This is a genomic window from Crocosphaera sp. (assembly GCF_030064895.1).
GTDB lineage: Bacteria > Cyanobacteriota > Cyanobacteriia > Cyanobacteriales > Microcystaceae > Crocosphaera.
Window position 1 is genome coordinate 42077 of the sequence record NZ_JASJEB010000027.1, and the last position, 11118, is coordinate 53194.

At 35.3% G+C, this 11118-nt stretch carries 15 protein-coding genes; 5 read left to right on the forward strand and 10 right to left on the reverse strand.

Going from position 1 to position 11118, the window contains the following annotated elements; all coding sequences use genetic code 11:
• Window positions 1–27: 27 nt before the first annotated feature.
• The 3 genes from aroH to QNJ66_RS09430 all read right to left on the reverse strand — a co-directional run bounded on the left by aroH (window position 28) and on the right by QNJ66_RS09430 (window position 1850).
• Entirely contained in the window at window positions 28–432 is a 405-nt protein-coding gene (aroH, locus tag QNJ66_RS09420; RefSeq protein WP_300505598.1) for a chorismate mutase, read from the reverse strand.
• Between the two features lie 89 nt (window positions 433–521).
• Entirely contained in the window at window positions 522–1340 is an 819-nt protein-coding gene (gene sppA / locus QNJ66_RS09425) for a signal peptide peptidase SppA (protein WP_300505601.1), read from the reverse strand.
• A 285-nt stretch (window positions 1341–1625) separates the two neighbouring features.
• The gene (locus tag QNJ66_RS09430) at window positions 1626–1850 is read right to left on the reverse strand and encodes a hypothetical protein (RefSeq protein ID WP_300505604.1); all 225 of its coding nucleotides are present in this window, start codon (window positions 1848–1850) and stop codon (window positions 1626–1628) included.
• A gap of 251 nt (window positions 1851–2101) precedes the next feature.
• Here QNJ66_RS09430 and QNJ66_RS09435 point away from each other — a divergent pair, with 251 nt between their 5' ends.
• The 3 genes from QNJ66_RS09435 to QNJ66_RS09445 all read left to right on the forward strand — a co-directional run bounded on the left by QNJ66_RS09435 (window position 2102) and on the right by QNJ66_RS09445 (window position 3243).
• Complete coding sequence (locus QNJ66_RS09435) at window positions 2102–2500, forward strand: GxxExxY protein (RefSeq protein ID WP_300505607.1); 399 nt, start codon at window positions 2102–2104, stop codon at window positions 2498–2500.
• Window positions 2501–2582: 82 nt separating this feature from the next.
• Entirely contained in the window at window positions 2583–2810 is a 228-nt protein-coding gene (locus QNJ66_RS09440) for an antitoxin family protein (protein WP_300505609.1), read from the forward strand.
• Entirely contained in the window at window positions 2797–3243 is a 447-nt protein-coding gene (locus QNJ66_RS09445) for a PIN domain-containing protein (RefSeq protein WP_300505612.1), read from the forward strand. Before QNJ66_RS09440 ends, QNJ66_RS09445 begins: the two co-directional genes overlap by 14 nt.
• Before the next feature lie 164 nt (window positions 3244–3407).
• Here QNJ66_RS09445 and aroF read toward each other — a convergent pair whose 3' ends face one another.
• From aroF to QNJ66_RS09460, 3 genes are all read right to left on the reverse strand, one after another.
• A complete protein-coding gene (gene aroF, locus QNJ66_RS09450; RefSeq protein ID WP_300505615.1) occupies window positions 3408–4466 on the reverse strand; it encodes a 3-deoxy-7-phosphoheptulonate synthase in 1059 nt (352 codons plus the stop codon).
• Between the two features lie 238 nt (window positions 4467–4704).
• On the reverse strand, window positions 4705–5433 hold the full coding sequence (gene rph, locus QNJ66_RS09455; protein WP_300505618.1) for a ribonuclease PH: 729 nt from the start codon (window positions 5431–5433) through the stop codon (window positions 4705–4707).
• 125 nt (window positions 5434–5558) lie between these two features.
• Window positions 5559–6701, reverse strand: coding sequence for an AZOBR_p60025 family cell surface glycopolymer formation protein (locus QNJ66_RS09460; protein WP_300505621.1), 1143 nt, complete (start codon window positions 6699–6701; stop codon window positions 5559–5561).
• Window positions 6702–6946: 245 nt separating this feature from the next.
• On the opposite strand from QNJ66_RS09460, the gene QNJ66_RS09465 reads away from it, so the two are divergent.
• Window positions 6947–7174, forward strand: coding sequence for a ferredoxin family protein (locus QNJ66_RS09465; protein ID WP_300505624.1), 228 nt, complete (start codon window positions 6947–6949; stop codon window positions 7172–7174).
• 20 nt (window positions 7175–7194) lie between these two features.
• Window positions 7195–7917 carry an ABC transporter ATP-binding protein gene (locus tag QNJ66_RS09470; protein WP_300505626.1) on the forward strand — a complete coding sequence of 241 codons (723 nt, stop codon included), beginning with the start codon at window positions 7195–7197 and terminating at the stop codon, window positions 7915–7917.
• Between the two features lie 10 nt (window positions 7918–7927).
• On the opposite strand, the gene QNJ66_RS09475 is transcribed toward QNJ66_RS09470, so the two are convergent.
• The 4 genes from QNJ66_RS09475 to QNJ66_RS09490 all read right to left on the reverse strand — a co-directional run bounded on the left by QNJ66_RS09475 (window position 7928) and on the right by QNJ66_RS09490 (window position 11026).
• The gene (locus QNJ66_RS09475; RefSeq protein WP_300505629.1) at window positions 7928–8776 is read right to left on the reverse strand and encodes a cytochrome c biogenesis CcdA family protein; all 849 of its coding nucleotides are present in this window, start codon (window positions 8774–8776) and stop codon (window positions 7928–7930) included.
• Window positions 8777–8904: 128 nt separating this feature from the next.
• Entirely contained in the window at window positions 8905–9408 is a 504-nt protein-coding gene (locus tag QNJ66_RS09480) for a thioredoxin domain-containing protein (RefSeq protein WP_300505631.1), read from the reverse strand.
• A gap of 120 nt (window positions 9409–9528) precedes the next feature.
• Complete coding sequence (locus QNJ66_RS09485; protein WP_300505634.1) at window positions 9529–10158, reverse strand: nucleotidyltransferase family protein; 630 nt, start codon at window positions 10156–10158, stop codon at window positions 9529–9531.
• Window positions 10145–11026 carry an XdhC family protein gene (locus QNJ66_RS09490; RefSeq protein WP_300505636.1) on the reverse strand — a complete coding sequence of 294 codons (882 nt, stop codon included), beginning with the start codon at window positions 11024–11026 and terminating at the stop codon, window positions 10145–10147. The genes QNJ66_RS09485 and QNJ66_RS09490 overlap by 14 nt, the downstream gene beginning before the upstream one ends.
• Window positions 11027–11118 lie beyond the last annotated feature (92 nt).

Sequence of the window (11118 nt, forward strand, 5' to 3'; positions counted from 1 at the left end):
AAACTTGAGGTTTTTAAGGGCTACCTTTTAAGAATGAGTTGATACAGAAGAACTGGTATGGGTTAAACCCCAATCAGGACGCAGATTAGAAGCACCATGCAAATAGACGTGAGAAACTTCTTTTTGCGGTTTTGGGGTATTAACGTGAATCAGAACCCGTATACAGCGTTCTAAGCTGTTCTGAACAGACATTTGCTGGACATCCAGTAGAGGTACGTTTTCCCAATGGGGGCGTTGACGGGCGATCGCAGCAGGAAAGATCGCGTCGAGATCCTGAGTAGCGGTGAAGGTGACGCTAACAATATCTTCAGCATTGAGTTGATTTTGGCTTTCGATAATATTTAACAACTCACGAACGGCTTCTCCTATGGCTTCTGGGCTATTTTCTCTGACTGTGGTTGCCCCTCGAATTCCCCGTACTTTCCACTCCACGATCGCATCCCTCCAACAATATTGGCTGTTACTTATGCACTCCTATTGTCTCACCCCTAGAGCCATTTTTTGTTTTGGTTTAACCTAATTTAAGGGCGATATAACCACAAGGGTTGACCATTGGTTTTCAATTCAAATTCTAGCCAGTTGATAGCTGTTCCCAGTTTTGATTTACTTTGATTACGAGAGAGAACCCGACTCAATAAGGGTTTTGGCTCTTCAATATCATAACAGGTGGCTTTATCTGGGTTTAATCCTGCTAACTCAGCCGCCCAAACACGGGCATCTTCTTCTGTACCTAATCTATCTACTACTCCTAATTCTAAGGCTTGTTGTCCCGTAAAAATACGACCATCGGCGAAGGTTTTGACTTTATCAACGTCTAGGTTTCTACCTTGGGCGACGGTAGTAACAAACTGTTGATAGCTGACATCAATCATCTCTTGTAGGATATGTTGTTCTTCGTCAGTTAATTCGCGATCAAAGGCTAGAATGTCCTTATAGGGACCAGATTTAATAACTTTGAAAGACACCCCAACTTTGTCTAATAACCTTTCTAAATTATTGCCTCGTAAAATCACTCCAATACTGCCAGTGATGGTTCCAGGGTTAGCCATGATATGTTGTGCGCCCATACCAATATAAACCCCACCAGATGCGGAAATATTGCCGAAACTTGCTACAATTTTCACTTTATCTTGTAGTCGTTTTAAAGCTTCGTAAATTTCTTGGGAGTCGCCGACGGTTCCTCCTGGGGAGTCAATACGTAACAATAAAGCTGGAAATTTCTTTTCTTTAACGGTTTCTAGGGCATTAAGAACATATTTGCGAGTTTCTGAAGCGATGGCCCCTGTAATTTCAATGCGGGCTATTTGTTTACTGGGTCTGGGTTTAAATGGCCAAATCATAAATTGATGTCAAACATGATAGATGAGCCATATTGTAACAATTCTTGACGGTGTTCAGAGTGATTATTTTTCAGATTAGCTGTCATTCGGAGGGAACGAGGAATCTTATCAACTTCAAACACCATAATAAATAGTGTTGTGATCTTTTTAGTTATCATTCGGAGGTAAAGAGAAATCTTATCAAGTTTCTAATTATAGGTAGTGTATCATAAGTAGTGAAAATCAATCTAAGTTGATAGTATTTCTTCATTATAATGATGGATAGTCATCATAGGTATTTGTGGTTCATAGATTTTCATTTTGTAATAACCCTAATACTTCGGCTAACTGTTGCGCCTCATTTTCCCTTCCTGCATCCCCATATTTTTGCCCTACTGCTATCATTAGCTCTAGGGAACCCTGATCTAATAATTCTTGATTTTCTTGTAATATTCCAGGTTCATTGCCTTGATTACAAGTTAATAGTTGATTAATTAGGTTTAGATATTGTTGAGTACGTTTTTCATCCATCTGTCTTTACTATGATTTGTGTGATTTTTTGATAGACTGTGATGATTTTTTTGAGGGATAATTCCATGATAGGCTGATTAATCTTAAACGGGAACAATAACTTAATCAAAATTATGACTTAATTATTAAAACTGCAACTTAGACGATAATGATTCAGACTAGAGACTCTAATTATAATCATAGAACCATATCATCAAGATTATGGGTAAACTAAAATCATAGTCAATCAAACAATCAAAAAAATCATAGTCATGACGTTTATTAATCCTCAATATCCCAAGAGCAAGCTAATAGGAAAAATCATAGGTTGTGCAATGGAAGTACATAGTATTCTAGGGAATGGGTTTCAAGAAGTCATTTATCAGCGAGCATTAGCACAGGAAATGACATTACAGGGATTATCTTTTTCCAGAGAACATGAAATGCCTATTTTTTATAAAGGTAATCAAATAGGAAGAAGACGAGTTGATTTTTTTGTTGAAGGTGAAGTTATGGTGGAATTAAAAGCAGTTATTAGAATGGAAAATGCTCACTTAGCACAAGCAATTAATTACCTAGAAGCTTATGGTTTAGATATTGGATTACTTATTAATTTTGGTAGTCCAAGTTTGGACTTTAAAAGAGTTAGTAAACCGAAGAGAAAGTCTTAACTATATAAGTAGTTGGACAAAATTCAAGTTAACTGTGTTCATTCATCGGTTAAAATAAGAGTAATCTGAGTCGGAACTAAATATGAATCCACAAAACTGTCAAGCAATATTTGAAAACGGTGTTTTACGTCCTTTAACTAACCTTGAACTCACTGAAGGTGAATCTGTAAAACTTATTATAGAATTAAATTCAAGTCCCAAAAAAAAAAGTTTTCCCAAACAAGGATTAATCGCTCAATTAACCTCTAATCCTCTCAAAATTGAAGATTTTAAGCCATTGACAAGAGAGGAAGCTAATGAACGCTGGTGAATCTCAACTCTGTTTTATTGACTCTAATATTTGGCTGTATCGTTTCATTCTCAACCCTCGTGATGCTAATGCTATCCCTAAACAAAAAATCGCTACAACTATCACCAATTATCCCAACATTATAATTAGTACACAAGTTGTCAATGAAATTTGTGCTAATTTAATTCGGAAAGCAAAGTTTGATAACCATAAAATTGAGATATTAATAGAAGAATTATCCCAAGGGTGTGAAATTATACCACTCTCTTTTGAAACCATTCAATTTGCTGTTAAGTTACGGGATCGATACTTGATTTCATTTTGGGATAGTCTCATCGTCGCTAGTGCTATTTTAGAGGATGCCAAAATTCTTTACTCGGAAGATATGCAGGATGGTTTAATTATTAATAATACCCTACAGATTATTAATCCATTTAGGGATGTAAACTTGTAGAAACATTTTCTTGGCCTTTTCTAACTCCTCATCACCAAAGTATAACTTGTTATTAAAAAAGCGAGGAGATAATGAGAATAGAAAAAACTCAAATTATCCTCTCACTTTTAGTAGCATTAATGGCCGGAAAATTAAGGTTTTCAAACCTTGCTTAATGGAGAAATCTAAGCCAAAACTGCTTCAGCTTGAGGCCAACGATTAACAGTTTTACCAATAATAGATAAATCTTGCATCACACGGTCAAACTTATCAGGGGTGAGAGATTGGGGTCCATCTGATAACGCTTTGGCAGGGTTGGGATGAACTTCGATCATCAAAGAATCCGTGTCAGCAGCGATCGCAGCAGCGGCCATAGCAGGAACATAGTCAGATTTCCCGGTACCATGACTGGGATCGATCATGATGGGTAAGTGAGTCAAAGACCGTAATACAGGTAATACTGATAAATCTAAGGTGTTACGAGTGTATTTTCCGTCAAAGGTACGGATACCACGTTCACAGAGAATTACGTTAGGGTTGCCACCGGCCAAAACATATTCAGCAGCCATCAACCATTCGTCAATAGTGGCTGACATTCCTCGTTTCAATAAAACGGGTTTATCTTGAGCGCCGACTTTTTTGAGGAGGGCGAAGTTTTGCATATTTCTTGCCCCTACTTGGATGACATCAGCTACTTCACCAATTTTGTCTAAGTCCGCAGCATCCATCACTTCTGTAATAATCCCTAAACCACTTGCTTCTCTAGCAGCAGCGAGTAATTCTAAGGCACTTTCTCCATGGCCTTGGAAAGAATAGGGAGAGGTGCGAGGTTTGTAAGCCCCACCCCGTAGAAACTTGGCACCGGCGGCTTTAACACGTTTGGCGGTTTCAACGATCATTGCTTCATTTTCAACCGAACAAGGACCAGCTACTACGGCAACAGGATGATGTTTGCCCACACTCACCGGCCCATCTGGGGTATTAATAATGACTTCGCTGTATTCTCCATGACGGTACTCTAAACTAGCCCGTTTAAACGGTTGTTCTACTCGCAAAACTGTTTCTATCCAAGGGCTAATTTCTTGTATTTGCAGGGGATCAAGGGAAGCGGTTTCTCCTACTAAGCCGATGACTACTTTATGTTTACCAACGATTTTCTCAGGACTCAAGCCCCAATTGGTAAATTCTTGACTAATACGTTCAATTTCATCAGCAGGTGAACCAACTTTCATGACAACGATCATAATGTGTTTTCCTCTAGGGTCAATGGTAAGGGTTTGTTTAGATTTTGCTCCCTTTGTTTCCTTCTAGTGAAGATTTTAGGAAAGTATCTCGCTCATAGGTACATCTATTCTATGAGTGATGATGGTTATTATCTTTGATCTTACTTCACTTCTTCTGCTAATTTATTAAATCTTTAGCCTTAATCCTTAAATTGTACCATATTCACTGCATTTAACCCCACCTCTTCCTATTTATTAGTTAGTTTTCTGTTGTACTTAAGACTTTATTTTGTAGTTCAACCAACTCTTTGATTCCAATTTCTGCTAAGTCTAACATTTGATTAAGTTGGGACCGATTAAAGCTATTTTCTTCGGCTGTTCCTTGTACTTCAATGAGGTCTAAATTTTCCGTCATGACCACATTAAAATCAATATCTGCTTTGAAATCTTCAGGATAATTTAAGTCTAAAAATGCTTCCCCTTCAATCAGTCCTACTGATATAGCTGCAACAGGAAACTTGAGAGGAGAGTTCTTTAAGTCACCTGTTTTGAGTAATTTTTTCACCGCTAAACCCAAAGCTACATATCCTCCTGTAATAGAAGTTGTACGGGTTCCTCCGTCAGCTTGTAGTACATCACAATCAATAGTAATTGTTCTTTCTCCTAACTGTTTTAAATCAATACAAGAGCGTAAACTTCTACCGATTAACCTTTGTATTTCTTGGGTTCTTCCTGATAGCTTTAATAACTCTCGGCGTTGACGTTCTTGTGTTGAACTGGGTAACATTCTATATTCTGCGGTTAACCATCCTTGGCCGCTTCCTAGTAGAAAACGGGGAACATTATCTTCAATGCTTGCAGTGCAAAGCACTTTTGTTTCACCGAATGCTGCTAAAACAGAACCGGCAGAAAAACGAGTAAAATTGAGTTCAAAATTAACAGGACGAAGTTGATTAGGTTGACGGCCATCAGGACGTTGCCAAGACATAAGTTATACTTAAAATTTGTTTTTTACTTTTGTATTTTATCATAAATAATGACACAATTAATATCGGTTTTCTCGAACTCAATGTACATCTAATATCTAACTCCGAACTCCTAAAATGGGGATGTTTAAGAATGTAAAACCAAAAATGCTAAGCTTCCTATTCCTGATGCTGAAAATAGTATAGTTTTGTAGGGTATTTTAGTATAATTAACACTGAGTAATAACAAGAAATAAACATCCATAAATACCCGTGAGTAATCCAAATAATAACCTAGAATTGTGATACTACTAAAAACAAACATAACACTATAAAAACCATTGCCTATCTGCATTAATAAATTGAGTTTACGCTGTTTCAGATAAATAACAAAAATAGCAGCAAAACTCAACAATAGAATAATAAACATATAAGCTTCAAATAAATTACTGCCATTAATTCCTGATGTTAGTATCTTAATAAACTTATTGATAATTCCCATGAAAGGAAAGCCAAAATTATCTTTAACTCTTACTTTACCAGGTAAATCTAAAAAAGTAATATAAACTGTCCATAATATAGGGGGAATCAATCCATATAATAAATAGTTAATTTGTTTAAATCTTTTTTGTATTAAACTTGTCAAAAATAAAGCAAACCAAACAATCAATAATGTTTCTCTCGTCAAACAACCCAAACTAATAAACAAAGCTGTTAACTTATATTTTTCGTAACGATAACAATAAAAAGAAGCAATTAAAAAGACACTACTAAATAAATCAGCCGTTCCTAAAGATAACACCATCCAAATCCCAGGAATACATAACGTAAATAGAGATTGAAATTTTGAAACCTGATCAGATTTAAAATATAAATTAGTAATTGCAACAATAACGATAATAGATACAGCATTAATTCCCACCATAATATAAGGAATTAAGGTGCGATTACCAAAACCTAAAATATAGCTAACTAAAGGATATAAAATGCGACGGTAACGATAAATAGGATGGTCTAAACTATTAATAGTTTCAGGATTTTGTAAAAAAGGATCAAGAGCTAAACTTAAAAATTGTTGACCATCATAGCCTATTTCTCCTTGATAAATTAAAGTATTTTCAGGAGTAAGAAAAGGAGATAAAGGTAAAATTGAACCAATACGAAAAAAACCAGTTATATTACCATCAAATTTTATAAAATAAAAATATAAAACAACAAAAACAACAACAATAAAAGTAATAAAAACATTTCTAATATTATATCCAACTTGAACCTTATTTGAATTAGACATATTTTAAAAGAGATTGAATATAGTAATCAAAAATCAATTTGAACAGCTATACAAATTGAAATAATTAGTGATTGTTGACTTGATCTCGTTCTAATTGTTCCCTGTTCTTAATTTCAAATAATCATCTTGTGTGAAATAGACAAGACGACTGTGTTACTGTTATTATCTAAGAATAAAACTTTTATTGATTGTGGCTAAGATAGTTTACAATAACAAACGGTATCATTTAAAAAGGAGAGATAACCTTGCCACACACTATTGTTACTGAAACTTGCGAAGGCGTTGCCGACTGCGTTGATGCTTGTCCAGTTGCTTGTATTCATGAAGGTCCAGGGAAAAATATCAAAGGAACAGACTGGTATTGGATTGATTTTGCTACCTGTATTGATTGTGGAATTTGTTTACAAGTTTGTCCAGTTGAAGGGGCGATCGTAGCAGAAGAAAGACCCGAGTTGCAAAAAACACCATCTTAAGTTATGGAAGTTAGAAATCAATGGAAAATATCTTAGAAGTTAAGGATGTTTATGCTGGATATGTCAAAGATTTAAACATCTTACAAGGCATAAACTTTCGTATTTCTTTGGGAGAATTAGTAGCGGTTATTGGCCCTAATGGTGCCGGAAAATCTACCTTAGTAAAAACAATTTTTGGCCTGCTAAAAACCAATCAAGGTGAAATCATTTTTAAAGACAAAAATATTGCTGGTCTTAAGTCTGATCAAATTGTCAAACTAGGAATGTGTTATGTTCCCCAAATTCAAAATGTATTTGCTACCTTAAGCATAGAAGAAAACTTAGAAATGGGAGCATTTATTAGTCATAGTTCACTAAAAAAGCAAAAAGAAAAAATATATACCATGTTTCCTAGACTAGCCGAACGTCGTCGTCAAAAAGCAGGAACCCTATCCGGGGGAGAAAGACAAATGTTGGCTATGGGAAGAGCATTAATGTTAGACCCAGATGTTTTATTATTAGATGAACCCTCAGCCGCATTGTCACCCATTTTAGTGAATAGCGTTTTTGAACAAATTAAAGCTATTAATGAAACAGGAAAAGCCATAGTTTTAGTGGAACAAAACGCTAAAAAAGCCCTGATGATGGCTGACCGGGCTTATGTTCTGGAAAATGGCTGCGATCGCTTTGAAGGCACGGGAGAAGAATTACTTAACGATCCTAAAGTAGCACAACTTTATCTAGGAGCAGCCCATCAAGAATGATTAATAATTGTTAACCGATGAACCATTTTGTTCCGGTGAATAAATAATAAGCACCCGTCATAATTAAGGCTACACTACCCAAGCGAATAATTGTTTCAGAATGGCTTAATAGCTTCCTACTTTGTTTGGCTATTCCTGTAAATAAACTTGCCAAAAAAATCAGCATAGTATAACCTAAAGCATAGCTAACCATTGTTAGAGTTCCTAACAGTTGAGAACCTGTACCAGCAGCAGCAGCCAACACAGCGAATAAAACCGGACTAGCACAGGGAGAACTCACTAAAGCAAAGGTTAAACCCACTCCATAGGGGCCAGCAACAGGAAGACTAAAATTCGTCTGTGGTAAAGGTATTTTGATAAATCCTATTAACCACAATCCCATCACAGCCATGATTAAGCCAACCACAATATTTATATAGCCTCGATATTCCACCATCACCAATCCAGCAAAGGAAGAAACCAAGCCAAATAAACTTAAAATTGTGACAGCACCTAGTACAAAAAAACCAGCTTTTCTAAAAGCATCCCAACGGGATTCTATATTTAATGTACCGACATAACTGAGGTTCACAGGAAGTAAGGCTAAGATACAGGGAGAAATACTAGCCAATAAACCACCAGTAAAAGCGAGAGGTAATAAAACAAGGGGGTTGTTTGTATTTTGTTTATCAAACCATTGTTGATAACGGTTTTCTACAACAGAAATTAGTTTTTCAACAGGATGGCCAATCACTGGGCCCAAGGTGAGAACTAGAATTAAAGCTAATAAACCTAATCCAAAATAGAATAACCATTTTTTTGCTATTTTAGGACGGCCTAAAGACTTCTTTTTTGGTAGTGATTTCTGTAGTTGAGTCATAAAAATCTTCTTATGATGAAGGAAGGAAAAGAGGGAGACGGGGAGAGTTTGAAAATATATATAAAAGAGAAGTCTGAAGTAGAAAAAATCCCAGACTTCTACATTACACCAAAATAAAATAAAGTTAATTATCTTTGAGCAATAGCATTATCTAATACCGAAGTGTAAGCATTCAAATTAGCATTCTTACGATCTTGACTTAAGATATTACCGTTATTAGGATCAATAATAGTGACAGTGGCTGTTTGAGATTTATGTTTAGCAAAAAAGTCTCCTAAACCTAATTCTCTAGCCTTTGCTTCTGCTTGACGAGATGTGTTTCTATTACTAACATCAAAAACAATAAAATGGGCTTTTCCCTTATATCGTTCTTTTAATTCAGAGAGAACCGGGGCTAGAGTTCGGCAAGCTGAACAGGAACTGGAGTAAATGTCAACAACAACAGGTTTTCCTTGTAATTCTCTGGCTAAGGGTCCACCAAGGTTTTTGCTAGAGCTATCTGCATAGAGTTGTGACACGGAAACCTCATGAGAAGCAGATGCTTTGTGATGGCTGTTAGCTACTAAAGAAAAAGGAATAACCAAGCCAGTTAGACAAATACCTAGCAGGAGTGATTTAGATTTGGTTAACATAGTTAAATATCCTCTTTTTGAATTAATCTATATTATTATTCAAAACTGCCAAGATGAGAATGAGATGAGAAGAAGATTAATGTTAGAGTAGAGTTCTTGCAAAAATTTTTTATACTGTGATCAAAGGTTATTCTCGGGAATTCCTTGAATAAAATGCTGATAATTTTCTAATGTATCCAAATCAATTTTGCCTTGAGGAAAATCTATTACATATACTAAATCTGGATATTTATTGATTATTTTTTTAGCACCGCGATCGCCTTTTAAGTGCATGAGTTCTGGGAAAAAAGTATGAGAAAATAAAGCAGGTATGCCTAACGTTTCCTCATATTGACTAGCGATTATTGGTTTATTGTTTGAATAATAAGCATCAATTAGTTGTTTGATAAGTTTGGCTGAAACAAAAGGCTGATCGCAGGTAAGAAAAACGACTCCATCTATTTGTAAATCTTGTTTTTGAATATAGCCAATTCCGCAACCAATGGAGCTACTAATTCCTTGATTCCAGTGATTATTTTTAATTATGTTGATAGGAAGTGAAGCAAGTTCTGGTTTTATTTTTTCGGCATTGGCTCCCAGTATTACTATTACTGGATTACCCAGAGAAGCGATAGCACATTTAGTAATATAGTTAAGTAAAGTTTGTCCTTTATATGGCAATAATTGCTTAGATTGACCCATCCTTCTCGATGCACCAGCAGCAAGAATAATAACAGCTATAGAATTTTTTTGGTCGTTATTTTTCTTCAATTTTTAACCTCTGTTTTGGGTTTATAATTTGCTTTTCTTGGACATCATATTTTTGATGTAGAGGTTGAGAGCGATACTTTAAGAAACTAGCATTACGTTTAGTTAAAACTGCTTGAATTTCACTAATAATTGCGTTAGCAATTTCAGCAGGAGTATCTGCACCAATATCCAAACCGATGGGACTGTATAATTTTTCTAATTGGTTTTTAGTAGGATTTAATTCTTCTATGATTTTAGCAATACGATTTTTTGAACCCATCACACCCAAATAAGCAATTTTTGTTTGCAGAAGAAATTTGATAATATTATAATCATCAAAATAATTATGAGTCATGACAACAGCTAAATCATTTTCTTTTATTGATATCTGTTGACTAATAATGTCACGACGAGTGAGAATAATTTTGTCTGCAAAAGCAAATCTTTGATAGGTTTTTTCCTGTGCGCGACAATCAACTACTGTAACGTGCCAGCCTATTTCTTTAGCTAATTTTACTACAGGTAAAACATCTCGACCTGCACCAAAAAGAATCAGAGAAGTAGGAGGTTTAATAACGTCGATAAAAACTTCTACACTACCTGACTCTAATTGGTATTTATTAACAGTAGATGTAGATTTACGAGTATTTTTAGCATGAATAGTGTCATCAGTGATGGCATTTTTTAAGTTTTTTTCTTGAATATCTGTATAGGTCATATTATCAGGATAAACAAAAAAACGAGAGCCAATTTTAACATCAACTTCTCCTTCTCTGTCAAAAATAGTAGCAATAGCACCATATTTTTTATTTTTCAAACATTCAGTAATTAAATTTAGGGGAGAGAATTTCAAGGAAAAATCAAGTTTTTCTAGTATAGCAGTCGCCAAGGCTATTAGGACATTTTTCTGTTGCCTGTTGCCTGTTGCCTGTTGCCTTAAAATACAATTTATGTGTCCTAACTAACCTGTCTATTGCTATA

What these genes read in the sequence shown, in the direction of transcription:
- sppA (WP_300505601.1), bottom strand. Translation starts at nt 1,340, where the DNA reads ATGATTTGGCCATTTAAACCCAGACCCAGTAAACAAATAGCCCGCATT.
- QNJ66_RS09430 (WP_300505604.1), bottom strand. Translation starts at nt 1,850, where the DNA reads ATGGATGAAAAACGTACTCAACAATATCTAAACCTAATTAATCAACTA.
- QNJ66_RS09435 (WP_300505607.1), top strand. Translation starts at nt 2,102, where the DNA reads ATGACGTTTATTAATCCTCAATATCCCAAGAGCAAGCTAATAGGAAAA.
- QNJ66_RS09440 (WP_300505609.1), top strand. Translation starts at nt 2,583, where the DNA reads ATGAATCCACAAAACTGTCAAGCAATATTTGAAAACGGTGTTTTACGT.
- QNJ66_RS09445 (WP_300505612.1), top strand. Translation starts at nt 2,797, where the DNA reads ATGAACGCTGGTGAATCTCAACTCTGTTTTATTGACTCTAATATTTGG.
- aroF (WP_300505615.1), bottom strand. Translation starts at nt 4,466, where the DNA reads ATGATCGTTGTCATGAAAGTTGGTTCACCTGCTGATGAAATTGAACGT.
- rph (WP_300505618.1), bottom strand. Translation starts at nt 5,433, where the DNA reads ATGTCTTGGCAACGTCCTGATGGCCGTCAACCTAATCAACTTCGTCCT.
- QNJ66_RS09460 (WP_300505621.1), bottom strand. Translation starts at nt 6,701, where the DNA reads ATGTCTAATTCAAATAAGGTTCAAGTTGGATATAATATTAGAAATGTT.
- QNJ66_RS09470 (WP_300505626.1), top strand. Translation starts at nt 7,195, where the DNA reads ATGGAAAATATCTTAGAAGTTAAGGATGTTTATGCTGGATATGTCAAA.
- QNJ66_RS09475 (WP_300505629.1), bottom strand. Translation starts at nt 8,776, where the DNA reads ATGACTCAACTACAGAAATCACTACCAAAAAAGAAGTCTTTAGGCCGT.
- QNJ66_RS09480 (WP_300505631.1), bottom strand. Translation starts at nt 9,408, where the DNA reads ATGTTAACCAAATCTAAATCACTCCTGCTAGGTATTTGTCTAACTGGC.